Below are 25,725 nucleotides of genomic sequence, written 5' to 3'. Positions count from 1 at the left end.
GGGTGCGCCGCGAGCGCATCCGCAGCCTATCGCAAGAATTGTAGGGGGAGCGCGCCGCCGCGCCCCCCTTTGGTCGCGTCAATCGCCCAAACGGCTGACCAGAACCTTGTCGATGCGCAGACCGTCAAGGTCTACGACCTCGAAGCGCAGCCCCGCCGCGTCGAACACTTCGCCCAAGGCGGGCATATGGCCCAACTGGTGCAAGACAAGCCCTGCAACCGTCTCATAGCCGCCCGAAAGCGCGCGCGGCAGGGCCATGCGGTCGGTGAACTCGTCAGCCGGCATCCAGCCCGCCACCAGAAGAGAACCATCCGACCGCGTCACCAGCGCGGGCTCATCGGCATCCGACGCGGCTTCGGCCCCGGTGATCGCCTCAAGCACATCGGTGGTGGTGATGATGCCTTCAAAGCTGCCATATTCATCATAGACCAGCGCGATATTGTCCGGGGTCTTCTGCAAGACTTCGATCACGTCCAGCGCCTCCATCCGGTCCGAGATCACCGGCACTTCGCGCACCAGCCCCGCCACATCCACCGCCTCGCGCCGCGATACCGCCTGGAAGACATCGGCCAGCCGCAAGACGCCCAGAACCTCGCCCTCCGCGTTCATCACGGGCATCCGCGGCCGGGCGATCCGCCGCATCACGGCGATCGCTTCGGTCGAGGACGCCTCATAGGGCACCATTTCAACCTCCTGACGGGGCGTCATCAGGGCGCGGGCGGTGCGGTCGGACAGGCGCATCACGCCCGAGATCATCTGACGCTCCTCGGTTTCCAACACACCGCCTTCATGGGCCTCGGCCAGAAGCACATGGACCTCTTCCTCGGTCACCTTGTTCGCGCTTACCTCGCGCTGGCCCAGAAGCCAGAGCACCAGCTTGCCCGACTTGTCGAGGAACCACACGACCGGCGCCGCAACCACCGAAAGAAACCTCATCATCGGGGCCACGCGGATCGCGACACCCTCGGCATTGCGCAGCGCAAGTTGCTTCGGCACCAGCTCGCCCACGATCAGCGAGACATAGGTGATCATCACGACCACGCCACCGACCCCCAGCGTCTTCGACAGGTCAAGCCCCACTCCCTGCGCCTGCAGCCACAGCGCCAGGCGTTCGCCCAGTGTGTCGCCCGCCAGTGCCCCTGACAGGATGCCCACCGCAGTGATACCGATCTGCACCGTCGAAAGGAACCGGCCAGGGTTTTCGCCCAGCAGCAGGGCCATCCTTGCCCCCCGGCTCTTGCTCTCCAGCGACTTTAGTCGTGCCGGACGGGCCGAAACGATGGCCAGTTCCGACATGGCAAGCACGCCGTTCACGACGATAAGTGCCAGAATGATCAGCACTTCGGTTAACATGGGACTCCTTCCGCGGGGGAAGGCCCCCGGCTTGCGTGGGGGAAAACAGCAAAGCGGGCCTCTTGCCCGCAGCGCCTTCGGGGCCTGCTTCGTCGACTTCGGGTCTTGGCTTTCACGGCGCGACCCTCACGCCTTCGCGCGCGGCAAGGTCGCAGAAGAACTGCCAGGCCACCCGGCCCGAGCGCGCCCCGCGCGTGCGCATCCATTCCACCGCCTCTGCCACCATACGGTCGTCGGGTACGTTCACCCGATGCGCCGCACAATAGCCGCGGATCATGTCAAGATATTCATCCTGCGAACACGGATGGAAGCCCAGCCACAGCCCGAAGCGGTCGGACAAGGAAACCTTTTCCTCCACAGCCTCGGACGGGTTGATCGCGGTCGAGCGTTCATTCTCGATCATGTCGCGCGGCATCAGGTGGCGCCGATTGCTGGTCGCGTAGAACAGCACATTCTCGGGCCGTCCCTCGATCCCGCCATCCAGCACCGCCTTGAGGCTTTTGTAATGCTGGTCGTCATGGCTGAAGGACAGATCATCGCAGAACAGCAGGAAACGCTGCGGCGCGCCGCGCAGATGCGCCAGCAACCGCGTGACCGAGGGCAGATCCTCGCGCGACAGCTCGACGATCTTCAATTCATGGCCTTCGGCGCAGACCTGGGCATGGACCGCCTTCACCAGGGACGACTTACCCATCCCGCGCGCGCCCCAGAGCAGCGCATTGTTCGCAGGCAGGCCAGCGGCGAAATGCCGGGTATTGTCAAGCAGCGTATCGCGCGAACGATCGACGCCGAGCAAAAGCCCGATCTCGACCCGCGACACCTTGGCCACCGGCTCCAGCCGGTCTGGCGCCGTATGCCAGGCAAAAGCCGAAGCCCCCGAGAAATCGGGGGCCTTGGCCGGCACCGGAGCCATCCGCTCAAGCGCCGCTGCAATCCGTTCCAAAGCTTCGGTCAAGCCGACTCAGTCCTCGTCCATCAGTCTTCTTCGACGTCCACCCAGGTGCCGTCGGCCCGCATCTCGGCCTCGCGCTTCTTCTCGATCCGCTTGATCAGGAAGATCGACACTTCATACAGCGGATAGACGGCGAAGAACAGGATCAACTGCGACATGATATCGGGCGGCGTCACCAGGGCCGCCACGAAAAGGATCAGCACGATCGCATATTTCCGCGTCCCTTCCAGACCCCGCGCAGATACCAGCCCCGCCTTGCCCATCAGCGTCAGCAGGACGGGAAGCTGGAAGCACAGACCGAAAGCCAGCATCAGCTTCAGGCTGATATCCAGCGTCTCGTTCACTTTGCCCTGAAAGACGATATCGATCCCCGCTGTCGAGGCCTGCTGCGTGATTTCGCTGACCGGCGCGTCCTTCAGCCCCGGAATCAGCGCGGTCAGCAGCGAGGAACTGTCGGCAAAGCCCAGGAAGAACTGCATCGCCATCGGTGTCACGATGAACTGGGCAAAGCCCGCCCCCACCATGAACAGCACGGGTGAGGCGATGAGGAAGGGCAGGAAGGCCTGTTTCTCGCTGCGGTAAAGGCCCGGCGCGATGAAGCGCCACAGCTGATAGCCGATCACCGGGAAGGCCAGCATCAGCCCGCCCACCATCGAGATATGCATCAGCGTAAAGAAATACTCCTGCGGAGCGGTGTATTGCATCACGGGGTTGGGGTTGCCCAACCTGCGCATCGCCAGCTCGATCGGATGCAGAAGGAAGTTGAGGATTTGCTCCGAGACGAGGAAGCACAGGATCATCGCCACAAGGAAAGCGGCAACCGACCAGATGATGCGGTTGCGCAGCTCGGCCAGATGCTCGACCAGCGGGGCGGCGCTTTCGTCAATCTCGTCCTTGGTCGTCATGCCGTCTCACCTGCGGGTTTTTCCGCCTTCTTCCGCACCCTGCCCGGGCTGCGTGTTGCGACCGGCGCGGCACTGGCCGTCACCTCCGCCGCGACCCGTGGCTTGGCCAGCGCGGCGGCTTTCGTCGCGGCCTTTGCAGTGGTCTTCGCTGCGGCCGTCTTTGCGGGCTTGGCGGGCGCCTCGGCGATGGGCGCGGCCTTGGCCGCCTTGATCGCCTGAACCTTCTCGTCCGAAGCCGCCTTGCGCGCCGCAACCTTTTCGGCCAGCGCCGCCGTCTCGGGCCCGACGGCCGCCGCTGCCGGAGCCGCCGCCTGCGCCACCGCTGCGGGCATGGGGGAAGGCACGACGGGCTTGACCGGCGGGATCGTTGGCTTGGCCGCGTTCTTCAACGGATCCCATTTCTCGAAACGGTCCGCCGCCGATTTCACCGCATCCAGCCCCAGAGCCGAGGGGTTGGTCACGGCCTTCAGGTCGTCGGTCACGTCCTTGACGCCCGACTCTTTGGCCGCCTGCTCCATGGCGCGGCTGAACTCGCGTCCCATGGCGCGGATCTTGGCGGTGAACCGCCCCAGCTCCCGGAACATGCCGGGCAGATCCTTCGGGCCGATCACCACAAGGGCGACAACCCCGACGAGCAGCATCTCAGACCAGCTGAAATCCATCTTCGATCTCCGGCAGGTCTTGCGCGCTTAGACTTTTTCCTTCTCGGGCGTCACGTCCTTGGCGCCGTCGGCACTGGTCTTCTCGATCTCGTCGGTGCCATCCTTGATGCCCTTCTTGAAGGCGGTGATGCCCTTGCCGACTTCGCCCATCATATTGGCGATCTTGCCGCGGCCGAACAGAACCAGAAGGACGATCGCAATCAGCAGAAGCTGCATGGGACCCGGAGCGTGCATTGTCTTCTCCCTTTCAAGCACCGCAGCATGGCGGTGGAACAGCATGGATTACCAATTCCCTAGCGCCATTGCGCCTGTCCTTCCAAGGCCCAAAACCGCTGGCCCCTCCAGGCAACTGACAGTATTTTGTCAGTAGGGCGGGCTTCGCCCCGCCGCATGCCATGACCCAGTGACCCAGAAATGTCCCGCGACACCCGCCTTTATGACCTTGTCCAGATCCTGCGCGACGGCCGGCTGCACACCGCCGCCGAGCTGGCCGACACGCTGGGCGTCTCGCCCCGCACCATCTGGCGCGACATGGCGATGATGGCGGCCACCGGCCTGCCCGTTTCGGGCGAGCGCGGCCTTGGTTATATCCTGCGCTCACCGCTTCTGCTGCCGCCGACCATGCTGACCCCGGACGAGCTGGAGGCGCTGAATGCCGGGCTTCGCCATGTCGAGGCGACCGATCCCACGCTGGCCCGCGCCGCGAAAACCCTGTTGAACAAGATCGCAACGCTTCTGCCGCAGGTCACGATCGCCGAAGACCCGCTCGACGGGCTTTGATGCTTTCCTTCACCGCGCCGCCAGTCCAACCTGCCGGGAAAAGGAGAGCGCTATGTCCGACTGGGAAGAGTACCTGTCCGCCAACCAGAACCGTTTCATCGACGAGCTTCTGGCTTTCACCCGCATCCCCTCGGTCTCGGCCAAGCCCGAGAACATCCCCGATGTCCGCGCCGCAGCCGATTGGGTCGCCGCCCGTCTGAGCGCAGCCGGGGCCGAGAATGCCAGGGTCTATCCGACCGAAGGCCACCCGGTCGTCTGCGCCGACTGGCTTCACGCCGGTGCCGACAAGCCCACGCTCCTGGTCTACGGCCATTTCGACGTCCAACCGGCCGAGCCTTTCGACCTCTGGACCACCCCCCCTTTCGAACCCGAAATCCGCGACGGCAAGGTCTGGGGTCGGGGAGCTTCAGACGACAAGGGCGGGATGCTGATCCCGATCCTGTCCTTCGAGTCCTTTCTGAAGACCCGCGGAAAACTGCCCGTCAATCTTAAGTTTTTCTTTGAGGGCCAGGAAGAGATTGGCTCGCCTGACCTGCCGCCCTGGGTCGATGCGAACCGGGGGCTTCTTGAAGCCGACATGATCTTTTCCGCCGATGGCCTGCAATGGGCGCCCGGAGTGCCGCAGATTGTCGAGGCCCTGAAGGGGCTCGTTTCTCTGGAAATCACCGTTCAGGGTCCGCGATCCGACCAGCATTCCGGCATGGTGGGGGGCGGTATCGCCAATCCAGCCCTGGCGCTGGCGCATATCCTTGCCGGCCTGCGCCGCGAGGACGGGCTGATCACCGTTGAGGGGTTCTATGACGATGTGATCGCCCTTGATGACGCCGCACGCGCGGCGCTGGACCGCGTGCCTTACCCCGACGACCAGCTTCTGTCCGAAACCGGCAGCCCTGCGCCCTGGGGCGAACCCGGCTATACGACGCAGGAACGCATCTTCGCGCGGCCCACGCTGGATGTGAATGGCCTGACCTCGGGCTGGCAGGGCGCGGGCACCAAGACCGTGCTTCCGGCCCTTGCCAGTGCCAAGATCACCTGCCGTCTGGTCGCCGCCCAATCGCCCGAAAAGATCTTTGACGCGATCCGCGCCCATGTCGAAAAGCACTGCCCGCCCGGCGTCAGCGCCAAGGTGATCCGCAACCCCGGCCGGGCCGATCCGTTCCTTGTGCCCGCCGGTCACAATGCCAGCAGCGCCGCCGCCGAGGTTCTGACCGAGCTTTACGGCAAGGCGCCGCTGCGCACCCGCGTCGGCGGTTCGATCCCGGTCATGACCACGCTTCTCGACACGCTGGGCGTTCATGCCGTGATGTTCGGGTTCAGCCATGGCGACGAGAACCTGCACGCCCCGAACGAATTCTTCCGGCTGGATGAATTCCGGCGCGGGCAAACGGCTTACGGTCGGCTGTTCGAGCGGCTTGGCAAGTAGCGGCGCGCTACTTCACCGCGAAGACGAAACACCGGTCCCGCCGGATCATCAGCCACAGCGCGGTGCCCGGTCGGGGCAGGAAAACCCCCGGCACGCTGGCGGTCAACTTTGACCCATCGAAATCCATGCGGAAATCCACCAGCGATTCCCGCCCCAGATAGCGGGCCCGCTGCACCACGCCGCGCGCGGGTGTGCCATCCTGCGGCGTCGGGTTCGGCCCGCGCCCCGCCCGGTCGAAATCGATCTTCAGATGCTGGGGGCGGATCACGATCTCGACCTCGCCGCCATCCACATGACCCGGCGTCAGGAAATCGCCAAAGGGCGTGATGGTCAGCGCCCCTTTGGAAACGCCCCGGATCACGTTGATATCGCTGAAAAATGCCGCCGCCGCCCGATCCACGGGCGCGTTGTAGACATTATAGGGCGCGCCCATCTGTACGATATGGCCGCCGCGCATCAGCGCGATCTCATCGGCCATGCGCATCGCCTCATCCGGCTCATGCGTGACCAGCACCACCCCGGCACCCTCTTCTTTCAGGATATCCAGCGTCACATCGCGGATCCCGTCGCGCAACCGATTGTCGAGGCCGGAGAACGGCTCGTCCATCAGCATCACCCGCGGCCGCGGCGCCAATGCCCGGGCCAGCGCCACGCGCTGCTGCTCGCCGCCCGACAATTCATGCGGATGCTTGGGGCCGAAACTCGCCAGATTCACCCGCTCCAGCAACTCGCCCACCCGCGCCGCCTTGGCCGCCCTATCCCCGGTCAACCCGAAGGCCACGTTCTGCGCCACGGTCAGATGCGGGAACAGCGCGAAATCCTGAAACATCAGCCCGACGCCGCGCGCCTCGGGCGGCAGATGCACCCCCGGCCCCGCGACCATCCGCCCGTCGATGCGCACCGTCCCGGCATCTGCCCGCTCGACCCCGGCGATCATCCGCAAGGTGGTGGATTTGCCGCAGCCCGACGGCCCCAGAAGGCAGGTCACCTGCCCCGGCGCCACCGAAAGCGAGACCTGATCCACCACCGGCCGCCCGCCAAAGGCGCGGGTCAGGCCGGTGATCTCCAGCCGGGGCGGTGGCATCTGGCTCATGGCATTCCCGTCTAAAACTGTCGGGATCAGGGCCTAGCAGCCCGAACCGCCCCCGGCAAGCCCGGGACCTCACATGGTCGTGTTGGTGGCACCGCCATCCAGCAGGATGTTCTGCCCGACGATGAACCCTGCCTGTTGCGAACACAGGAAGGCGCAGGCCGCGCCAAACTCTTCCGCCGTGCCATAGCGCCCGACCGGGATCTGCGCCCAGCGTTGCGCGCGGGCCTCCTCTTCCGAGATGTTCTGCGCCCGCGCCGCGCCCTTGTCCAAGGCAACCGCCCGGTCCGTCGCATGCATTCCGGGCTGCAAATTGTTGATCGTCACGCCTTTCGAGGCCACTTGCCGCGCGGTCCCAGCCACGAACCCGGTCAGCCCCGCCCGCGCCGAGTTCGACAGGCCCAGCACCGGCACCGGCGCTTTCACCGAAACACTGGTGATATTGACCACCCGTCCCCAGCCGCGGTTCATCATGCCGGGCAGCACCGCCTGCATCAGCGCGATCGGCGTCAGCATATTGCCATCCAGCGCCTTGATGAAATCGTCCCGGCTCCAGTCCGACCACATGCCGGGCGGCGGGCCGCCCGCATTGGTCACCAGAATATCGACCTGCGGCCCGGCGGCGGCCAGAACTTCGGCCCGACCGTCCTCTGTGGTGATGTCGCAGGCCACCGTCGTGACCATCACGCCATGCGCTGCGCGGATCGCCGCCGCCGTCGCCTCCAGCGCTTCGGCCCCCCGCGCGCAGATTACCAGATCCACCCCGGCTTCGGCCAGCGCTTCGGCGCAGCCGCGCCCCAGCCCTTTCGACGCCGCGCAGACGATTCCCTTCTTGCCCCGCAGACCCAGATCCATAAACGCCTCCTTATCCTGTCCCCAAGACCCTAGCCGCCGCGGCCCCCGGCGACAATCCGTGCCGCTCCCGGCTGCCGTTTCCGTGCCAGAAGCGAAGCACCCCACCGGTTTGACCTCGCCCGGCAGGATTTGCTACGCTCCGAAGATCAGGGGTGGGGACCCATGACTTTCCTGACGGAGTTCCGCTTTCGCATGCCGGATGCGCCCAGACAGACCCTGCCCCACCATACAGCGCAAGTCTTTGTTGCGGATGATCTTTATGTTGCCATCGGCGTCAATTCCGGCGATGGGCTGGACCTTCCCGATAGCGTTGTCGCGGGCGATATCTACAAGCTCGACCCCGTCGGACAGGCCCTGCGCCTTGTCCTCATCCCCGCCCGCCCGGGCCAGCTGCCCGCCATTGCCGAGGGTTCGTCGCTGGGCCGCCCCGGTGACCCGATCCGCACCGCCGCCCGCTACACCTTCATGTCATCCGAAGGCGACCGGGTGGAACTTCTTCTTCTCGATGTGGCGGGCAGTCTTTGCGCCCTGCCCCTGTCGCCGATCAGCAGCCGCGACGACTATACGCTCTTGCAGATCGACACTGACCCGCAAGAAGTCACGCTGGCCGACCTGATCTGCGTTTCCTTCGCGCGCGGCACGACGATCACGCTCGCCACCGGAGCGCAGATGCCGATCGAGCGGCTCGCCCCCGGCGACCGCATCCTGACCCGCGACCATGGCGCGCAGCCCCTGCGTCTGCTGGGCCGGGCCACGCTGCGGGCGCAGGGTGCCTTCGCCCCCGTGGTGATCCCGGCCGGAACCCTGGGCAATACCGGCGATCTGATCGTCAGCCAGCATCACCGCATGTTCCTGTATCAGCGCCAGCGATGCACCGGGCTGGCCACGTCGGAACTTCTGGTGCAGGCCCGCCATCTGGTCGATGACGAGACCGTCTACCTCCGCGACGGCGGCATGGTCGACTGGTTCAGTCTGATCTTCGACCGGCATGAGATCATCTATGCCGAGGGCATCCCCGCCGAAAGCCTGATGGTCAATGACGCCACCGTCAGCCGCCTTCCCGCCCAGATCGCGGCCGACGTGAAGACCCGTTTCCCCGGGCTGGCCCAGGTCCAGCATTTCGGCACCGAGGCAGGACGGCACTTTCTCCAGGAGATCGGGCCCGACGCCCTGTATCAGCCGTCCCGCCGCCAGAAGCTCCAGGGGAAAGCCGGGCGCTGATCCCGCGCCGTCTCGGGCCATAGCGCCTCGCGGATCACCCGCGCGGGCACCGCCTGGTTCCACATCGCCGTGGCCTCCGGCACGGGCACATCGGTCCCGATCAGCGGGTCCAGCACCCGCGACATCATGCCAACCAGCCGCAACTCGCCGTCTTCCTCGACCGCAAGAAGCGATGAACTGGCTCCGGGCGAGGCATCGCAATCGGTGTAGAGCGGTTCCCAATCCTCGGATCGCTGCTGGTAGCGGCAGCTTTGCCAGGACCATTGCCAACCATTCTCGCGCACGAAGCGTCCATCCATGCCGATCACCACAGCCTCGCCGGAAAACCGGCCCGCCTTGGCAAAGGGGATCGTTCCGCGCGGCTCTCCCGCGCCCCAGCTGCCTTCGGGCATGGCGTGTGTTGAGACATCTTCGGTCAGGTAATAAAGCACCCAGTCCGATTTCGTGCCCATCATCCATTCGCTGCCATCGTAATTCACCGGATCCGGCTCAAGCAGATATCCGTCCCGCACGAAATCTGCCCCCGCATTCTCGGGCAGGGCATAGGCGGCATTGGGGAAGAACTCGGCCAGGGCATCGCGGTCGCAATATTCCTCGCCCTTCCACCGCCCGGCAACCAGATGACGCGAGGTCAGGATCGCATCACGCCCCTTGTGACGGATCAGGATGGCATTGCTGCCCCGCTCGCAATCCTCGATCCAGATCCAGCCCACCCGGTTCGCGGCCGTCAGGACCAGCCGTTCAAGCGCGCTCAGATCCCCGGCCGGACGTTCGCGCAAGAGCTGAAGCGGCTGGCGGTCGCCATTGTCGGTGAAATAGGCGGCGGGAATTATCTTCTCCGGCCCCTCGGCCCGCGCCGCACCGCCCAGCAGCGCTGCCAAAACCAGACCCGTCGCAACTGCCCTCACCATCGCACGCTCCGTCACCCGTGACACGACGGACCCGAAGGCCCGGGAAAAGGGTCGCAATCCCTTGCCCGCATGGCAACCGCCAATGGCCGCCTCGGCGGCTCTTCGCGTTCACAATCTTAACAGATGGTAAAATTGGAATCGGAAGCCCCTGATTTTGTTGTCCCCTAGCCTTGTCTCACCGTGAGACATCTCTCCCTCGCGCGCCCCCGTGGACGGGCGCGCGCCTTTGCGGTATGAGGCCGGGCCATGCTGGACAACACCGCCCCTCTTCCGCCCGAAATCGCCCGCCGCCGGACCTTTGCGATCATCTCGCATCCCGATGCCGGCAAGACCACGCTGACCGAAAAATTCCTTCTCTTCGGCGGCGCGATCCAGATGGCGGGTCAGGTCCGCGCCAAGGGCGACGCGCGGCGTACGCGCTCGGACTTCATGAAGATCGAGGCTGACCGCGGCATCTCGGTCTCCGCCTCGGCGATGAGCTTCGAATACCGCCAGTTCCGCTTCAACCTGGTCGACACGCCCGGCCACTCGGATTTCTCCGAAGACACCTATCGGACCCTCACCGCCGTTGACGCCGCGATCATGGTGATCGACGGCGCCAAGGGCGTCGAAAGCCAGACCCGCAAACTTTTCGAGGTCTGCCGTCTGCGAGACCTGCCGATCCTGACCTTCTGCAACAAGATGGACCGCGAAAGCCGCGACACTTTCGAGATCATCGACGAGATCCAGGAGAACCTGGCCATCGACGTGACGCCGGCAAGCTGGCCCATCGGCATGGGGCGCGATTTCATCGGCGCCTATGACCTCCTGCATGACCGGCTAGAGATCATGGACCGCGCGGACCGCAACAAAGTGGCCGAGTCGATCAAGATCTCCGGCCTCAACGACCCCAAACTGGCCGAGCACGTTCCCGCCGACCTGCTCGCCAAGCTGCGCGAAGATCTGGAAATGGTCCGCGCCCTGTTGCCGCCCTTCGATCGCAACCAGTTCCTCCACGGCGCCCTGACGCCGATCTGGTTCGGCTCGGCCATCAACTCTTTCGGCGTGAAGGAACTGATGGACGGAATCGGCGAATACGGCCCCCAACCGCAGCCGCAAAAGGCCGCCGAGCGTCAGGTGGACGCCAGCGAAAGCCCGGTGACGGGCTTCGTCTTCAAGGTCCAGGCCAATATGGACCCCAAGCACCGCGACCGTGTGGCTTTCGTCCGCCTCGCCTCGGGCCATTTCGAACGCGGCATGAAGATGTTCCATGTCCGCTCGAAAAAACCCATGGCAGTGACGAATCCCGTCCTCTTCCTCGCCGCCGACCGGGAACTGGCGGATGAGGCTTTTGCGGGCGACATCATCGGTATCCCGAACCATGGCCAGCTCCGCATCGGCGATGCACTGACCGAGGGCGAGGCGCTGCGCTTCACCGGCATCCCCTCCTTCGCGCCGGAACTCCTGCAATCGATCCGCGCGCTCGACCCGATGAAGGCGAAGCATCTGGAAAAAGCCCTGAACCAGTTCGCCGAGGAAGGCGCGGCCAAGGTTTTCAAGCCGATGATCGGATCGGGCTATATCGTCGGCGTCGTCGGCGCGCTGCAATTCGAGGTTCTGGCCAGCCGGATCGAGCAGGAATATTCCCTGCCCGTCCGCTTCGAGGGATCGAACTTCACATCGGCCCGCTGGATTTCCGGCGACAAGTCGGAAATCGAGAAGCTGGTGAACGTGAACAAGCAGCATATCGCCACCGACAGCGATGGCGATCTGGTCTTCCTGACGCGGCTGCAATGGGACATCGACCGCGTGGTGCGCGACTATCCCGGCGTGAAGATGACGGCCACCAAGGAAATGATGGCCTGACCGCGCCCTCGGCCTTCGGCGCCTCCGCGGCAGCTTGCCGAGGAGGCTCTAAGGCAGAGACGGGGCGCCGCTTACTTCGCCGACAGGAACTCCGGCACTTCCAGCAGGATCGCCTCATTGTCGGCGGCCTTGTCCAGCTGGCGGCCCGAGCTGTAGGGCAGGTTGTTGTCGTTCCCGACCATGATATGGGTCTCGTCCACCCGCATCACGTCTTCGATGGTGAAGAAGGGAAAGGTAAGCTTGCCCGCCAGGTCGCGCTTCGCTGCCGTTTCCAGCCGCGCCTTGCCGTCCGGGTCCTGGATGTCCATCAGGTCGATATGGCCGATCCGGCGCACGAACCCTTCGGCATCCAGGCTGGAAGTGTCGACCATGACGATGCGCTTGACCAGCGCCGGAGCGGGGAAGCAGTCCGGTGCGGCATCGCCTGCGCATTTCAGGCTCGGATCGCCCTCGCCATTGTCGCGTTCGATGATCATGGCGCGGCTGTCATCGACAAAGTTGAAATCGCCAATTGCGGTCGCGCCTCCGGCCAGGGCGAATTTGAAAGACTGGCCGGTCCATTCCCCCCTGGCCGGATCAAAGGCCAGCGACCACAGGAAATTGCCGGCAGGCTTGCCATCCTCGCCCAGCAGCGGCTTTTCGAACAGAACCCACAAGAGACCCGTGCCCGGTTGCAGCGCCATACCCTCGTATCCACCCGACCGCTGCACGGTCCAGTCCTTGCCGGGCACCGAGGTGGCCGAAATGCCGGGCGTGTCCGGCCCCTTGAGCTGGGTGCCGTCCTTCATCGTCGGATAGACCGCCAGCACGGTGCCATCCATGGCCACACGCATGAGATAGGGGCCGAATTCCTCGCCGATCCAGAATTCGCCGTTCAGGTGTTGGATGGATTCGAGATCGAAATCGGCGCCGGTCAGATAGCGGCTTTCGCTGCCTTCATAGGCGATGCGGAAGGGCACTTTGAAATCTGGATCGCGCAGGAAAATCGTCTGGGCCAGCGCCATCGCGCCCGTGTCCCAATTCGGCACCATCTTGTGCAGCATCAAAAGCGCATCGGGGCTGTTGGCTTTGGTGCCAAAACCATTGTCGGTCAGCATCCAGACCCCGCCATCCTCGGCACGGTTCATCGCATAGCCGGAAAAACCCTGCACCGGCTGGCCGTTGAACGGCAGGCTGATGCCGGTCGCGCGCTTGCCATGGGCGGCACCCGTGTCGCCCATCACCGTTTCAAGGGTACGGATCGGTTCGGTGCCGGTGAACTTGCCCGAGATCTTCGCATCAGCAGGCGCATCCTCTGGCGCCGGGGCCAGGGTCAGGGCGGGCAGGACCGCATGACCCGCGAGCTTGGCCGGGAAGACCGGCTCATCCGCCAGCGCAGGCATGGCGCAAAGCGCGGAAGTGGCAAGGATCAGGGACAGGCGCATCGGATTCTCCTTCGCTGCGTATTTCTCCCGGCCGACCTAGGCAGGGGATGCAACGAGACGGCGACGCCCCAGCAACCGGAACGCAACGCGACGCTGAAGTTTTCGTGTCCGAAGGGTGACGCCGCTGGTCAGGCGGCGGTGCGGGCGCTGTCGGGCGGAACTTCGTCGGTCCAGACCTTGAATCGCTGCAGGACATGCGGACCAAAGCTGTTGATCAGGGGCACATCCGTCGCATCGCGGCCACGCGCCACGACCACACGTCCGACGCGCGGCCTATTGTGGCGGGCATCGAACGTGTACCAGCGACCGCCGTCCGGCCCTTCCAGCCAGACTTCGCACCAGGCCGAAAAATCCATTGGATCGGGCATGGCGGGCACCGCGATGTCACCCAGATACCCGTTCACATAGCGCGCCGGAATGTTCATCGCGCGGGTCATGGCCAGCATCAGATGGGCAAAGTCGCGGCAGACGCCGACCTGTTCCTCATGCGCTTCGGACGCCGTGCGCGTAGAGCGGGCATGGCCATAGCCGAACTGAAGCCGGTCATGGACATAATCGGCAATCGTCTGCACCCGCGCCCAGCCGCGCGGGGTGGTGCCGAACAGGCTCCAGGCGAGCGGGCTCAGCACATCCGTCTCGCAATAGCGCGAACCGACCAGATACTGAACCACATCCGCCGGAAGCCGCGCGATCTCCATCTCGCGCGCATCCGGCTGAACGATGTCGGGCAAGCCGGTATCCGAAATCACCGCATCGCTGCCGAAGGTGAATGATCCGGCTGGTGCGGTGAAGCGGCGGCAATGGTTGCCGAAGCCGTCTTCATAGGTCTCGACCGGAACATCCGGGGCCGTCCAGACGCGTTCGGGCGCGTGCAGATCGGCGGCGCGCTCCGGGTGGACCGCCAGAAGGCAGACCAGATGGGTTGCCTGTTCGCAGATGATCTCGATCTCATGCCCGATGCGGATATCCATCATGCCCCCATGTCCAAACCAGATCGCAAGACTGGACATCCGGTCGACCGGTCGCCTCGATCGTCCTTCCCGCCACCCGCTTTCACCGGATCAACGGTGATCGGCCCGCCCCGGTTCCCGTCGCGCAGCTTGACCCCCTGTGCTGCGGCCCCTACCCTGTCCACCCCGCCCGGCCCAAGTTCCGGCCCGCGACACGACCCAAAGGGACTGCGCCCGCCATGCCGAAACGATCCGACGCGCCCCCTGCGCGCCCCTTGCCCGAACCCCTACCGACCTATGACGGCGCACCGGACATGCTTATCGAGGCCTGGAAAATCCGCCGCCGGGCCCTGACCCTTGCCCCGGGTGAGGCGCTGCCTCGGCTGGATGTCGACCTGAAGGCCCTGCTTGCCGCCCGCGTCCCGGAAGAAGCGCCGCTGTCGCCCAAGGCCTCGGCCCATGCCACCAAACGCCACGAGATCCGCCGCGAAATGGTCGGCTATACCGAGCTTGCCGCGCTCAACGCGCTTTTGATCGCGCATCTGCGCAAGAAGCGGCATCCGCGCCAGGCCCGCCGCCTGTTCCTGCGCATCTGGCAGGAAGAGCCCGACGCGCTGCTGGCAGAATTGCCGCCGCGCTGGCTGATCTCTTCTGTCATCACCTTTGGCGAACATGGCTGGAACGAAGGCCAGCGCCGCGTCGGACTTGCGATGAACATGCTCTTCTCGCTGATGAAACTGTACGAATTCGAGCGGCTTTTCTCGGGCAAGGCTGCCGATGCCGCGTTTCCCCTGCGCCGCCGCGCGCGCAATGACCTGCCGCTCGACATGCCGGGCTTCTCGCTTCTGCAGGGGGGGCTGGACATCAACCTTCTGGCGCAGGTCTGGGAAATGGCGCGCGATGAGCCCGTGGCGGGTCGCATCGCCTGCCACCTTCTTGAGCAGTTGAACCACGACCCGCGCAGCCTTTTCCGCCGCATCGCGCTGATGCGGGCCGATCTTGTGGAAAGGCGGACGGAAAAGGCCCTACGCCCGGCGGCGCAATAGGCGAAATCCTGCGTCAAACTTGACCTTGCGCGCGCCATCCTGTATCGGCCACGCAGGGCCGCTACGGCCTCTTGACGCCGGGGCGCCCGGAAAGATGCGTCCCAACCAACCCGCGCGCGGCCCGATGCCGCGCTTGACAGGACGCATATGACCAAGTTTTCCGACCTCGCGCTCGACCCGCGCGTGCTTCAGGCCATCACCGAAGCTGGCTACGAAACCCCGACGCCGATCCAGGCCCAAGCCATTCCCGAGGCGCTGACCGGCCGCGACGTGCTGGGTATCGCCCAGACCGGCACCGGCAAGACCGCCTCTTTCACCCTGCCGATGATCACCATGCTGGGTCAGGGCCGCGCCCGCGCCCGCATGCCGCGCAGCCTGGTGCTCGCGCCGACCCGTGAACTCGCGGCCCAGGTGGCCGAGAATTTCGACGTCTATGCCAAGCACACCAAGCTGACCAAGGCGCTGTTGATCGGCGGCGTGGCCTTTGGCGAGCAGGACAAGCTGATCGACCGGGGCGTCGACGTGCTGATCGCGACGCCGGGCCGGTTGCTGGACCATTTCGAGCGCGGCAAGCTCTTGCTCACCGGCGTGCAGATCATGGTGGTCGACGAAGCCGACCGGATGCTCGACATGGGTTTCATCCCGGATATCGAGCGCATCTTCCAGCTGACGCCCTTCACCCGGCAGACCCTGTTCTTCAGCGCCACCATGGCGCCGGAAATCGAGCGGATCACCAACACCTTCCTGACCAATCCCGCCAAGATCGAGGTCGCGCGTCAGGCCACCACCTCTTCGACCATCGAGCAGAAGCTTGTTGACTTCACCCCCACCCGCAAGGATCGCAGCTTCACCGAGAAGCGGGCCGTTCTGCGCGCCCTGATCCGCGGCGAGGGCGAAAGCTGCACCAATGCAATCGTCTTCTGCAACCGGAAGATGGATGTGGATGTCGTCGCCAAATCTCTGAAATCGCACGGTTTCAACGCAGCCCCGATCCATGGCGATCTGGACCAGTCGCAACGGATGCGCACGCTGGATGCCTTCCGCGACGGCTCGCTGCATATCCTGGTCGCGTCCGACGTCGCGGCACGGGGCCTTGATATTCCGGCCGTCAGCCATGTCTTCAACTTCGACGTTCCCTCGCATCCCGAAGATTATGTGCACCGCATCGGCCGCACCGGCCGCGCAGGGCGCCAGGGCCGCGCCTTCACCATCTCGGTGCCCTCGGACAGCAAATATCTCTCCGCCATCGAAAGCCTGGTGAAGCAGCCCATCCCGCGCGGCACCCTGCCCGAAGGGCTGGACCTGGCCTCGGAAGGCAGCGACCGGCCGCGCAGCGAACGGTCCGACCGGGGTGAGCGCGGCAGCAAAACCTCGCGCGACCGCAACCGGGGCCGCGAACGCCCGCGCGCCGAACATGGCGAAGTGGCCGCCATGGTGCCGCTGGACGTGCCCGCCATCACCGCCCCGGTCGAAGCCGAAGCCCCCCCGGCCCCGCGCCGCGAGGAAGAGCGCCGGACTGGCCGGGACCGTCGCGAAGGCCGCGAGGATCGCCGTGAGCCGCGCGAAGACCGTCGGGAAGGCCGCGACCGCCGGGAAGATCGGCGCGAGGACCGCCGGGACGAGCGCCGTGACGAGCGCCGCGATGGCCCTGCCGTCATCGGCATGGGGGACCATGTGCCAGATTTCATCCTGCGCAGCTTCGCCATCGCTCCGGCTCCGGTTAGCGCCGAACCTGCCGAAGACGAGGCTCCGGCCACCCAGCCGGAACACGCGACCGAAGACTGATCGCCGCAGAATGTCGATATGGAAAGGGGCCTCGCAAGGCCCCTTTTTTCATCCTGCGCGCCCGGCGGAAAGGCCCGGCGCCCGTAAGTTTTGTCGAGAAACCGCCCCTGCCCCGCCTATTCGGCGACCAGACGGCTCAGCACAACCGTCACTTCCGGCTTCTTGCCGATTTCTTCCATCGCGACCTGGCGAACGATCTTGCGGATTTCCTCATCCATCTTGTCGTCGTCCTTCAAAACTTTGCGGCCTGCGCGCTCCATCCATTCGCCCAGCTCGGCTTCCATGGTCTCGTTGAGCATCCGTCCGCCCAGTCCGGTCTCGGTCAGGCCCGACAGCTCGACCCAAGGCTCGCCCATCGGCTGATCGCCTTCGTCCAGGATCACCGTCACCAGCGCATGGCCGTTCAGCGCCATGCGGATACGGTCGCGGATCACCCCGTCCATCGCCCCGATCAGCACGGTGCCATCCAGATAGATGCGGCCCGTCTCGATATGCTCGACCACGCGCGGCACTTCGCCCGAAAGGTCCAGCATCATGCCATTCGTCGCCACGATGCCCGGAATCCCCGCCTCGGTCGCGATGCGGACATGTTCTTTCAGATGACGGTGCTCGCCATGCATCGGCACCAGCATGTCGGGCAAGAGAAGGCGATGGACATGTTCCAGATCGGGCCGGTTGGCATGACCCGAGACGTGATACAGCCCATCCGTGTCGTCATGGACGGTCACGCCCATTTCCGAAAAGGCGTTCCAGATGCGGATCACCGATTTCTCGTTGCCGGGGATGGTACGCGAGGAAAACAGGAAGCTGTCGCCTTCCCGCATCTCGAAGCCCAGATACTTGCCGCGCGACAGGGCCGCCGCCGCCGCCCGCCGCTCGCCCTGGCTACCGGTGACGAGGAGCATCAGGTTGCGACGCGGCACGTCCAGCGCCTCCTCGGGCGTGACGGTGCGCGGGAACTGGGTCAAGACCCCCGTTTCCTGCGCCACGGCCAGCATGCGTTTCATCGACCTGCCCATGACGCAGACCGTGCGATCCGCCGCCACCGCCGCCTCGGCCAGCGTCTTCAGCCGCGCCACGTTGGACCCGAAGGTGGTGGCGACGAACATACCCGGCGCCTTTCCGATCAGCGCGGCCAGCGGCTCGGCCAAAGTCGCCTCGCTGCGACCCTGATGGGTGGAAAAGACATTGGTCGAATCGCACATCAGCGCCTTGACCGGCTTCTCGGCGGCCAGCGCCTCCCAGGCGGCATCGTCCCAGGCCTCGCCCACGACCGGGCTGCGATCCAGCTTGAAATCGCCCGAATGGACAATACGGCCCGCCGGCGTGTCGATGACCAGGGCCGCCGATTCCGGGATCGAATGGGCGAGCGGCACGAATTGCACCTTGAACGGCCCGGCCTCGATCACCGCCGGGCGCGGTTCGACCGTGGTCACCGCATCGCGCGGCAGGCCCGCCTCTTCCAGCTTCAAGCGGCCCAAGGTGGCGGTGAAGCGGCGGGCATAGACCGGCTTCTTGAGTTGCGGCCACAAATGACCCAGGGCACCGATATGATCCTCATGGCCATGGGTGATGAAGATCGCCTCAAGCCGGTCGACCCGCTCCACAAGCCAGGCCATGTCGGGCATGATCACCTCGACCCCCGGCGCGCTGTCCATATCGGGGAAGGTCACGCCCATATCGACCAGGATCAGCCTTTCCTTGCCGGGCGCGCCATAGCCATAGACATAGGCGTTCATCCCGATCTCGCCCGCGCCGCCAAGGGGAAGATAGATCAGCCGGTCTGTCATGCGTTTTCCTTGTTGAAGCGATGAATCACGGTCAGCCCGTGCATCGTCAGATCGTCCTCGATGGCATCGAACAGCACATCCGTCGTGCCGAACAGCACGGCAAGCCCGCCCGTGCCGATGATCTTCATCTCGCGCTCGCGCTCGGCCTTGATCCGCGCGCAGATTTCCTTGACCAGCCCGATATAGCCGAACCAGATCCCGGCCTGCATGCAGGCCACGGTATTGGTGCCGACCACGCCTTGCGGGCGCGAGACATCGACATGCGGCAGGGCGGCGGCGGCGCTGTGCAACCCTTCCAGCGAAGTGTTCACGCCGGGCGCGATGACGCCGCCGACATAGGCCCCGTCATCCTCGACGACGTCGAAGGTTGTCGCCGTCCCGAAATCCACCACGATCAGATTGCCGCCATGGCGATCGAAAGCGCCCGCCGTATTGACCAGACGGTCCGGCCCCACCGCGGTTCCGGCATCCACCCGAGGCGGCACAGGCAGAAGGCAATCGGGCTTGCCCACCACGAAGGGGCGGCAGTTGAAATAGCGATCGGCCAGCACACGCAGGTTGAAGACCACGCGCGGCACCGTGGACGAGATGATCACCGCATTGATCTGGGCGTTGATGTGCTGATGTTCCATCAGCGTGGTCAGCCAGACGAAATACTGGTCCGCCGTGCGCTGCCATTCGGTCGAGGTCCGCCAAGTGCCGAGGAACCGGGTTCCGTCCCAGATGCTGAAGACCGTATTGGTGTTGCCGCAGTCGATGGCGAGAAGCATATCCCCTCCCTGTGCCCCGCTAGAAGAACACATCGGCCGCCGGGATAGCAACCGGACCCGAGGCCATGCGCAGGATCAGGTTGCCCTCGGCATCCACCGTTTCAAATGTGCCCTCGCGGGTCTCATTGCCGGTCCGGGCGCGGATCGGCTGGCCAAGCCGCGCGGCATTGGAGAGCCAATCGTCACGCAGCGCGGCAAAACCTCCTGCCGCCAGCGCCGCTTCGCGCGCGGCAAAGGCCGGGGCCAGCGCGTCGAGAAAGGCTTCGGGCGTGATCCGCAACCCCGTCTCTTGCAGGATCGAGACGGGGGGCACGGCCCCGGGCTCGACCGCCGACAAAGGCGGCGCGCCGATCAGGTTCACGCCAATACCGATGCACAGGACCGGCCCCGAGGATTCCAAGAGGATCCCGGCGACCTTGCCCTCGTTCAGCAGCACGTCATTGGGCCATTTCAGAGCGAAGACCTGGGGAAGGCCGGTCAAAGCGACGAAGGCATCGCGCAGCGCCAGCGCGGCGGCAAAGCTGCGCAGGGCGATCTGCGCCGCTGGCCCGTCGACCCGCATCGCCAGAGAGCCGTAGAAATTGCCCGGCGGCGACGCCCAAGGCCGCGCCCGGCGCCCCCGTCCTGCCGTCTGTTCCCGTGCGACGATCCATAGCGGCAGATCGCCCGGCGCGGTTGCGGCGCGGCGGAAGCCCTCGGCATTGGTCGAATCGACCGATGCCAGCAGCACCCGCCCCGCCTGGGCCATCTCAGCGGACAAGGGCTTCGGCCGCGACCCGCGCCACCGGCTCGATCCCGAACAGGTTCACCACGCCCAGCAGCATGACCGCGGCCACCGCCACCATCAGCGCCCATTGCACCGGCACCATCCGGCTTTCGACCGGCTCGGTCGGGCTGCCGAAATACATGAAGAAGACGATGCGCAGATAGTAGAAGGCACCGATGACTGAGGCCACCGCCCCCGCCACTGCCAGCCAGACCATGCCTGCATCGACCGCGGCCTTCAGGACGTAGAACTTCCCGAAGAAGCCGACCATGGGCGGCACGCCCGCCAGCGAGAACATCAGGATCAACAGCGCCAGCGCCTTCAGCGGCTCGGTCTTCGAGAACATGTTCAGCCCGGCAATGTCGGTGACCGGGCGGCCATCGCGCTCCATCGACAGGATGAAGGCGAAGGTGCCGACATTCATCGTCACATAGATCGCCATATAGACCAGCATGGCCTGCACGCCCTCGACCGTGCCGGTCGAAAGGCCGATCAGCGCATAGCCCATATGCGCGATCGAGGAATAGGCCATCAGCCGCTTGATGTCTTTCTGCCCGATCGCCGCCACGGCGCCCAGGAACATCGACACCACCGCCAGCGCCGCCAGAACTTGGCCCCATTGGCCGGGAATGGCACCGAAGGCATCCTGCGCCAGCCGCGCGATCAGCGCCATGGCGGCAACCTTGGGCGCGGTGGCGAAGAAGGCGGTCACTGGCGTGGGCGAGCCTTCATAGACATCCGGCGTCCACATGTGGAACGGCGCGGCCGAGATCTTGAAGGCCAGACCGGCCAGCATGAACACAAGGCCGATCAGCAGCCCCAAAGGCAATTCGCCGCCCAGGGTCGACAGGATGCCCGAGAAGAGCGTCGTCCCGGCATAGCCATAGACCAGCGAGGCGCCGTACAGGAGCAGGCCCGAAGACAGCGCGCCAAGGACGAAGTACTTCAGACCGGCCTCGGTCGACTTGACGGAATCCCGGCGCAGCGCCGCAACGACATAGAGAGCCAGCGACTGCAGCTCGAGTCCCATGTAGAGCGCCATCAGGTCGCCCGCGGAAACCATCATGCACATGCCCAGAACGGCCAGCGTGACCAGGATGGGGAACTCGAACCGCAGCAGCCCGCGGCGCGACATGTAGGATTCCGACATCATCAACACGGCGGCCGAAGAGACGAGGATGATGATCTTCGCGAAGCGGGCGAAAGGATCATCGACGAACATGCCGCCAAAGGCCGCGCGTTCGCCGCTGGAGGACAGCCCGATCCACAGCGCCAGCGCGACGAACAGCCCCGCCGTGGCCCAGGTGATCGACGAGGCCAGCTTGTCCTTGCCGGTGTACACCGCCCCCAGAAGCGCCAGCATGGCGAAAAGGGCCAGGATCACCTCGGGCAGGACGGTGTTGAAATCTGCGGAAGTCATGGTCCGGTCCTCAGTGCAGGGCCACTTCGGCATCCCCGGCGGGGATGGCGGCGTGGTAATCGGTGACAAGCTGGGCAACCGTCGGACCGATGATATCGGTCACGGCCTTAGGATAGACGCCCAGGATCAGGGTCATGGCGATCAGCGGCGCGAAGATCGCCTTTTCGCGCGCCGTCATGTCGGTGATCGATTTGAGCGCTTCCTTGATCAGATCGCCCATGACGACGCGGCGATAAAGCCACAGCGCATAGGCCGCCGACAGGATGACGCCCGTGGTCGCGATCGTGGCGATCCAGGTGTTGACCTGGAAGATTCCCATCAGCGTCAGGAACTCGCCGATGAATCCGCTTGTGCCCGGCAGGCCCACATTCGCCATGGTGAAGAACATGAACACCATCGCATAGCGCGGCATCCGGTTCACAAGGCCGCCATAAGCGTCGATCTCGCGCGTGTGCATCCGGTCATAGATCACGCCGACGCAGAGGAACAAGGCGCCCGAGATGAAGCCATGCGACAGCATCTGGAAGATCGCGCCGTCGATGCCCTGCTGGTTCGCCGCAAAGATACCCATGGTCACGTAACCCATATGGGCGACCGAGGAATAGGCGATCAGCTTCTTCATGTCGCTTTGCGCCAGCGCCACAAGCGAGGTGTAGACGATGGCGATGGCCGACATCCAGAACACCAGCGGCGACAACAGATCGGACGCAACCGGGAACATCGGCAGCGAGAAGCGCAGGAAGCCGTAGCCGCCCATCTTCAGAAGGATCGCGGCCAGAACCACGGAACCTGCGGTCGGCGCCTGAACGTGGGCGTCGGGCAGCCAGGTATGGACCGGCCACATCGGCATCTTCACCGCGAAACTGGCAAAGAAGGCCAGGAACAGCAGTGTCTGCATCCCGCCGACGATGGTGAAGCCCGCGACGCCGATCGTCTCATGCGCGAAGCCATGGGTCAGCAGCTTGGCGATGTCGGTGGTACCGGCATCCCAATACATCGCGATCATCGCGACCAGCATCAGCACCGAGCCGAGGAAGGTGTAGAGGAAGAACTTGAAGGCCGCGTAGATGCGCTCCTTGCCGCCCCAGATGCCGATGATCAGGAACATCGGGATCAGACCGGCCTCGAAGAACAGGTAGAACAGCACCAGATCCAGCGCGCAGAACACGCCCAGCATCAGGGTTTCCAGCACCAGAAAAGCGATCATGTATTCCTTGACGCGGGTCTCCACCTCCCAGGCCGACCAGATCACCAGCGGCATGAGGAAGGTGGTCAGCATCACGAAGAGGATCGAGATGCCATCGACGCCCATCTTGTAGGAGAAGCCAAGGATCCAGGGCTTTTCCACCACGAACTGGAAGCCGGTATTCGACGGGTCGAACTCGGCCAGCAAGAACAGCGAGGCAAGGAAGGTCACGATGGTGGCGAACATCGCCAGCCATTTGGCGTTCTGCCTGGCGGCGGCGTCGTCACCGCGCAGGAACAGGGCCAGGATGGCAGCCGCGACCAGCGGCAGGAAGGTGATGATCGAGAGAAGTTGCTGTGCCATTGATCCCGCGCCCCTTACCTGGCGCCGCCGAAAAGGGTCATCCAGGTGACGAGGATCACGATCCCCAGCACCATGGCGAAGGCATAGTGGAACAGATATCCCGACTGCGCCCTGCCTGCGAGGCGGGTGAAGAAGGGAATGATCCCCATCGCCACCCCGTTGATCGTGCCGTCAATGATGGTGCCGTCGCCCTTTTTCCACAGGAACCGGCCCAACCATTTCGCGGGCCGCACGAAGACCCAGTCGTAAAGCTCGTCGAAATACCACTTGTTCAACAGGAACAGGTAGAGCGGACGCTGCGCCGCAGCCAGACGGCCCGGCAGGTCGGGACGCTTGATGTAGAACAGCCAGGCCACGACAAAGCCGATCAGCATGGCGACGAAGGGCGAGACCTTGACCCATTTCGGCGCTTCATGTGCCTCGTGGATCACATGATTGTCGGCCGCTATATAGATCGCGCCTTTCGGGGCGACGGCGGCCTGTGCCCCCTCGATGCCATGCTCGACTGTTGCCTCGGCCGCAGCGGCTTCGGTCTCGGCCGCTTCGGTGGCGACCGGCGCGGTGGCGGCAGGTTCGGTTGCAGCCGTCTCGGTCGCGACCCCTGTGGCCGGAGCGGCTTCGGTCGCGTGCTCGGCGGTGGCTTCACCATGCTCGGCCACGGCTTCCATGCCGAACCAGCTCCGCAGCTTGGCCTCGTCACCGAAGAACACGTTGTACCACAGCATCCCCGAGAACATTGCCCCCAGGGCAAGCACGCCCAGCGGGACCAGCATGACCATCGGGCTTTCATGCGGCGTATGCTCGCCATGGCCGTGGTCATCGTGGCCGTGGCCGTGATGGCCGTGGCCATGACCCTGCGCGCGGCTTTCACCGTAGAAGGTCAGGAACATCAGGCGCCAGGAATAGAAGCTGGTGAAGCAGGCCGCGATCACCAGAAGCCAGAAGGCGTACATGCTGCCGCCCGCAAAGGCGCTTTCGATCACCGCATCCTTCGACAGGAAGCCGGCAAAGCCGAAATGGGTCAGCGGAATGCCGACGCCGGTGATGGCCAGCGTGCCGATCATCATCGCCCAGAAGGTCAGCGGGATCTGTTTGCGCAGCCCGCCATAGTTCCGCATGTCCTGCTCGTGATGCGTCGCATGGATGACAGATCCGGCGCCCAGGAACAGCATCGCCTTAAAGAAGGCGTGGGTGAAGAGGTGGAACATCGCCACCGAATAGACGCCCGAGCCTGCGGCGACGAACATGTAGCCCAGCTGCGAACAGGTCGAATAGGCGATGACGCGTTTGATGTCATTCTGCACCAGACCCACGGTCGCCGCGAAGAAGGCGGTCGTGGCGCCCAGAACGGTGATGAAGGCCGTCGCGGCGGGCGCGAATTCATAAAGCGGCGACATCCGGCAGACCAGGAACACCCCCGCCGTCACCATGGTCGCGGCATGGATCAGCGCCGAAACCGGCGTCGGGCCTTCCATCGCGTCGGGCAGCCAGGTGTGCAGGAGCAGCTGCGCCGATTTGCCCATCGCGCCAATGAACAAAAGGACGCCGATCAGGTTCGCGGCATTCCACTCGCCCCAGAGGAATCCAAGCGTGGTGTTCTGCAAGGCGGGCGCGGCGGCGAAGATATCGTCGAACTTGACCGAGTCGGTCAGATAGTACAGCGCGAAGATGCCAAGACAGAAGCCGAAGTCACCGACCCGGTTCACCACAAAGGCCTTGATCGCGGCGGCATTCGCCGAGGGCTTGCGGTAGTAGAAGCCGATCAGCAGATAGGACGCGACGCCCACGCCTTCCCAGCCAAAGAACATCTGGATCAGGTTGTCCGATGTTACCAGCGTCAACATGGCGAAGGTGAAGAAGGACAGATAGGCGAAGAAGCGGGCCTTGTAATGCTCGCCCTCATGCCAGTTCTCGTCATGCGCCATGTAGCCGAACGAATACAGATGCACCAGCGCCGAGACCGAGTTGACGACAACCAGCATGATCGCGGTCAGCCGGTCGATGCGGATCTGCCAGGCGCTGTCCAGGCTGCCCGACTGCACCCAGTCGAGAAGGTGGATATGCTGGGTCTCGCCGTCGAAGGTCAGGAAGATGATCCAGGACAGCGCGGCAGCCAGGAAGACCAGCGAGGTGGTCAGCACCTGTCCCGCACGCTCGCCGATGATGCGCCAGCCAAAGCCGCAGATAATGGCCCCGATCAGAGGAGCAAGAAGGATGATCGTCGCCAT

The 25,725-nt window shown here is 64.8% G+C and carries 22 protein-coding genes; 6 read left to right on the top strand and 16 right to left on the bottom strand.

Features of this window, described 5'->3' with window-relative positions; all coding sequences use genetic code 11:
• Nucleotides 1-78 precede the first annotated feature (78 nt).
• From ACED67_RS01815 to ACED67_RS01795, 5 genes are all read right to left on the bottom strand, one after another.
• Nucleotides 79-1,353 carry a hemolysin family protein gene (locus ACED67_RS01815; protein WP_395539786.1) on the bottom strand — a complete coding sequence of 425 codons (1,275 nt, stop codon included), beginning with the start codon at nt 1,351-1,353 and terminating at the stop codon, nt 79-81.
• A gap of 112 nt (nt 1,354-1,465) precedes the next feature.
• A complete protein-coding gene (locus tag ACED67_RS01810) occupies nt 1,466-2,266 on the bottom strand; it encodes an ATP-binding protein (protein ID WP_395540454.1) in 801 nt (266 codons plus the stop codon).
• A gap of 62 nt (nt 2,267-2,328) precedes the next feature.
• The gene (tatC, locus tag ACED67_RS01805; RefSeq protein ID WP_395539784.1) at nt 2,329-3,210 is read right to left on the bottom strand and encodes a twin-arginine translocase subunit TatC; all 882 of its coding nucleotides are present in this window, start codon (nt 3,208-3,210) and stop codon (nt 2,329-2,331) included.
• On the bottom strand, nt 3,207-3,872 hold the full coding sequence (gene tatB / locus ACED67_RS01800; protein WP_395539782.1) for a Sec-independent protein translocase protein TatB: 666 nt from the start codon (nt 3,870-3,872) through the stop codon (nt 3,207-3,209). Before tatB ends, tatC begins: the two co-directional genes overlap by 4 nt.
• Nucleotides 3,873-3,899: 27 nt before the next feature.
• Complete coding sequence (locus ACED67_RS01795) at nt 3,900-4,106, bottom strand: twin-arginine translocase TatA/TatE family subunit (protein WP_395539779.1); 207 nt, start codon at nt 4,104-4,106, stop codon at nt 3,900-3,902.
• Between the two features lie 180 nt (nt 4,107-4,286).
• Between ACED67_RS01795 and ACED67_RS01790 the strand changes: the two genes are divergently transcribed.
• Nucleotides 4,287-4,652, top strand: a complete 366-nt coding sequence (locus tag ACED67_RS01790) for a helix-turn-helix transcriptional regulator (protein WP_395539777.1) — start codon at nt 4,287-4,289, stop codon at nt 4,650-4,652.
• 52 nt (nt 4,653-4,704) lie between these two features.
• Entirely contained in the window at nt 4,705-6,075 is a 1,371-nt protein-coding gene (locus tag ACED67_RS01785) for a dipeptidase (RefSeq protein ID WP_395539776.1), read from the top strand.
• Nucleotides 6,076-6,082: 7 nt separating this feature from the next.
• Here ACED67_RS01785 and ACED67_RS01780 read toward each other — a convergent pair whose 3' ends face one another.
• Complete coding sequence (locus ACED67_RS01780) at nt 6,083-7,168, bottom strand: ABC transporter ATP-binding protein (RefSeq protein WP_395539775.1); 1,086 nt, start codon at nt 7,166-7,168, stop codon at nt 6,083-6,085.
• A gap of 69 nt (nt 7,169-7,237) precedes the next feature.
• On the bottom strand, nt 7,238-8,020 hold the full coding sequence (locus tag ACED67_RS01775) for an SDR family oxidoreductase (RefSeq protein ID WP_395539774.1): 783 nt from the start codon (nt 8,018-8,020) through the stop codon (nt 7,238-7,240).
• Nucleotides 8,021-8,182: 162 nt separating this feature from the next.
• On the opposite strand from ACED67_RS01775, the gene ACED67_RS01770 reads away from it, so the two are divergent.
• Nucleotides 8,183-9,241: a Hint domain-containing protein gene (locus tag ACED67_RS01770; RefSeq protein WP_395539772.1), complete on the top strand. Its 1,059-nt coding sequence runs from the start codon at nt 8,183-8,185 to the stop codon at nt 9,239-9,241.
• Here ACED67_RS01770 and ACED67_RS01765 read toward each other — a convergent pair.
• Nucleotides 9,196-10,152, bottom strand: coding sequence for a hypothetical protein (locus tag ACED67_RS01765; protein WP_395539771.1), 957 nt, complete (start codon nt 10,150-10,152; stop codon nt 9,196-9,198). The two genes, ACED67_RS01770 and ACED67_RS01765, sit on opposite strands and share 46 nt — an antisense overlap.
• Nucleotides 10,153-10,398: 246 nt before the next feature.
• On the opposite strand from ACED67_RS01765, the gene ACED67_RS01760 reads away from it, so the two are divergent.
• Nucleotides 10,399-11,997 carry a peptide chain release factor 3 gene (locus ACED67_RS01760; protein ID WP_395539769.1) on the top strand — a complete coding sequence of 533 codons (1,599 nt, stop codon included), beginning with the start codon at nt 10,399-10,401 and terminating at the stop codon, nt 11,995-11,997.
• Nucleotides 11,998-12,068: 71 nt separating this feature from the next.
• Here ACED67_RS01760 and ACED67_RS01755 read toward each other — a convergent pair whose 3' ends face one another.
• On the bottom strand, nt 12,069-13,421 hold the full coding sequence (locus ACED67_RS01755) for an esterase-like activity of phytase family protein (protein WP_395539768.1): 1,353 nt from the start codon (nt 13,419-13,421) through the stop codon (nt 12,069-12,071).
• 128 nt (nt 13,422-13,549) lie between these two features.
• Nucleotides 13,550-14,395 (bottom strand): transglutaminase-like domain-containing protein, encoded by an 846-nt coding sequence (locus ACED67_RS01750; protein WP_395539767.1) that lies wholly within the window; start codon nt 14,393-14,395, stop codon nt 13,550-13,552.
• A gap of 215 nt (nt 14,396-14,610) precedes the next feature.
• Here ACED67_RS01750 and ACED67_RS01745 point away from each other — a divergent pair, with 215 nt between their 5' ends.
• Together ACED67_RS01745 and ACED67_RS01740 are read left to right on the top strand one after the other, a co-directional pair.
• On the top strand, nt 14,611-15,417 hold the full coding sequence (locus tag ACED67_RS01745) for a hypothetical protein (RefSeq protein ID WP_395539766.1): 807 nt from the start codon (nt 14,611-14,613) through the stop codon (nt 15,415-15,417).
• 147 nt (nt 15,418-15,564) lie between these two features.
• Complete coding sequence (locus ACED67_RS01740) at nt 15,565-17,202, top strand: DEAD/DEAH box helicase (RefSeq protein WP_395539764.1); 1,638 nt, start codon at nt 15,565-15,567, stop codon at nt 17,200-17,202.
• A 116-nt stretch (nt 17,203-17,318) separates the two neighbouring features.
• On the opposite strand, the gene ACED67_RS01735 is transcribed toward ACED67_RS01740, so the two are convergent.
• From ACED67_RS01735 to nuoL, 6 genes are read right to left on the bottom strand one after another with little or no spacing between them, the layout of a single operon-like run.
• On the bottom strand, nt 17,319-18,992 hold the full coding sequence (locus ACED67_RS01735) for a ribonuclease J (protein WP_395539762.1): 1,674 nt from the start codon (nt 18,990-18,992) through the stop codon (nt 17,319-17,321).
• The gene (locus ACED67_RS01730; RefSeq protein WP_395539760.1) at nt 18,989-19,762 is read right to left on the bottom strand and encodes a type III pantothenate kinase; all 774 of its coding nucleotides are present in this window, start codon (nt 19,760-19,762) and stop codon (nt 18,989-18,991) included. Before ACED67_RS01730 ends, ACED67_RS01735 begins: the two co-directional genes overlap by 4 nt.
• Nucleotides 19,763-19,781: 19 nt before the next feature.
• Nucleotides 19,782-20,522, bottom strand: a complete 741-nt coding sequence (locus ACED67_RS01725) for a biotin--[acetyl-CoA-carboxylase] ligase (protein ID WP_508436214.1) — start codon at nt 20,520-20,522, stop codon at nt 19,782-19,784.
• Nucleotides 20,512-21,948: an NADH-quinone oxidoreductase subunit NuoN gene (nuoN, locus tag ACED67_RS01720; protein WP_395539759.1), complete on the bottom strand. Its 1,437-nt coding sequence runs from the start codon at nt 21,946-21,948 to the stop codon at nt 20,512-20,514. The genes ACED67_RS01725 and nuoN overlap by 11 nt, the downstream gene beginning before the upstream one ends.
• A 10-nt stretch (nt 21,949-21,958) precedes the next feature.
• The gene (locus ACED67_RS01715; protein WP_395539758.1) at nt 21,959-23,497 is read right to left on the bottom strand and encodes an NADH-quinone oxidoreductase subunit M; all 1,539 of its coding nucleotides are present in this window, start codon (nt 23,495-23,497) and stop codon (nt 21,959-21,961) included.
• A gap of 14 nt (nt 23,498-23,511) precedes the next feature.
• The gene (gene nuoL / locus ACED67_RS01710; protein ID WP_395539757.1) at nt 23,512-25,725 is read right to left on the bottom strand and encodes an NADH-quinone oxidoreductase subunit L; all 2,214 of its coding nucleotides are present in this window, start codon (nt 25,723-25,725) and stop codon (nt 23,512-23,514) included.

It is taken from the genome of Neotabrizicola paludis (assembly GCF_044142105.1).
Classification (GTDB): Bacteria; Pseudomonadota; Alphaproteobacteria; order Rhodobacterales; family Rhodobacteraceae; genus Pseudogemmobacter.
The sequence above is the reverse complement of the archived record's forward strand: the minus strand, read 5'-3'. Positions and strand labels throughout refer to the sequence as shown.

What these genes read in the sequence shown, in the direction of transcription:
- ACED67_RS01815 (WP_395539786.1), bottom strand. Translation starts at nt 1,353, where the DNA reads ATGTTAACCGAAGTGCTGATCATTCTGGCACTTATCGTCGTGAACGGC.
- ACED67_RS01810 (WP_395540454.1), bottom strand. Translation starts at nt 2,266, where the DNA reads ATGGCTCCGGTGCCGGCCAAGGCCCCCGATTTCTCGGGGGCTTCGGCT.
- tatC (WP_395539784.1), bottom strand. Translation starts at nt 3,210, where the DNA reads ATGACGACCAAGGACGAGATTGACGAAAGCGCCGCCCCGCTGGTCGAG.
- tatB (WP_395539782.1), bottom strand. Translation starts at nt 3,872, where the DNA reads ATGGATTTCAGCTGGTCTGAGATGCTGCTCGTCGGGGTTGTCGCCCTT.
- ACED67_RS01795 (WP_395539779.1), bottom strand. Translation starts at nt 4,106, where the DNA reads ATGCACGCTCCGGGTCCCATGCAGCTTCTGCTGATTGCGATCGTCCTT.
- ACED67_RS01790 (WP_395539777.1), top strand. Translation starts at nt 4,287, where the DNA reads ATGTCCCGCGACACCCGCCTTTATGACCTTGTCCAGATCCTGCGCGAC.
- ACED67_RS01785 (WP_395539776.1), top strand. Translation starts at nt 4,705, where the DNA reads ATGTCCGACTGGGAAGAGTACCTGTCCGCCAACCAGAACCGTTTCATC.
- ACED67_RS01780 (WP_395539775.1), bottom strand. Translation starts at nt 7,168, where the DNA reads ATGAGCCAGATGCCACCGCCCCGGCTGGAGATCACCGGCCTGACCCGC.
- ACED67_RS01775 (WP_395539774.1), bottom strand. Translation starts at nt 8,020, where the DNA reads ATGGATCTGGGTCTGCGGGGCAAGAAGGGAATCGTCTGCGCGGCGTCG.
- ACED67_RS01770 (WP_395539772.1), top strand. Translation starts at nt 8,183, where the DNA reads ATGACTTTCCTGACGGAGTTCCGCTTTCGCATGCCGGATGCGCCCAGA.
- ACED67_RS01765 (WP_395539771.1), bottom strand. Translation starts at nt 10,152, where the DNA reads ATGGTGAGGGCAGTTGCGACGGGTCTGGTTTTGGCAGCGCTGCTGGGC.
- ACED67_RS01760 (WP_395539769.1), top strand. Translation starts at nt 10,399, where the DNA reads ATGCTGGACAACACCGCCCCTCTTCCGCCCGAAATCGCCCGCCGCCGG.
- ACED67_RS01755 (WP_395539768.1), bottom strand. Translation starts at nt 13,421, where the DNA reads ATGCGCCTGTCCCTGATCCTTGCCACTTCCGCGCTTTGCGCCATGCCT.
- ACED67_RS01750 (WP_395539767.1), bottom strand. Translation starts at nt 14,395, where the DNA reads ATGATGGATATCCGCATCGGGCATGAGATCGAGATCATCTGCGAACAG.
- ACED67_RS01745 (WP_395539766.1), top strand. Translation starts at nt 14,611, where the DNA reads ATGCCGAAACGATCCGACGCGCCCCCTGCGCGCCCCTTGCCCGAACCC.
- ACED67_RS01740 (WP_395539764.1), top strand. Translation starts at nt 15,565, where the DNA reads ATGACCAAGTTTTCCGACCTCGCGCTCGACCCGCGCGTGCTTCAGGCC.
- ACED67_RS01735 (WP_395539762.1), bottom strand. Translation starts at nt 18,992, where the DNA reads ATGACAGACCGGCTGATCTATCTTCCCCTTGGCGGCGCGGGCGAGATC.
- ACED67_RS01730 (WP_395539760.1), bottom strand. Translation starts at nt 19,762, where the DNA reads ATGCTTCTCGCCATCGACTGCGGCAACACCAATACGGTCTTCAGCATC.
- nuoN (WP_395539759.1), bottom strand. Translation starts at nt 21,948, where the DNA reads ATGACTTCCGCAGATTTCAACACCGTCCTGCCCGAGGTGATCCTGGCC.
- ACED67_RS01715 (WP_395539758.1), bottom strand. Translation starts at nt 23,497, where the DNA reads ATGGCACAGCAACTTCTCTCGATCATCACCTTCCTGCCGCTGGTCGCG.
- nuoL (WP_395539757.1), bottom strand. Translation starts at nt 25,725, where the DNA reads ATGGCGACGATCATCCTTCTTGCTCCTCTGATCGGGGCCATTATCTGC.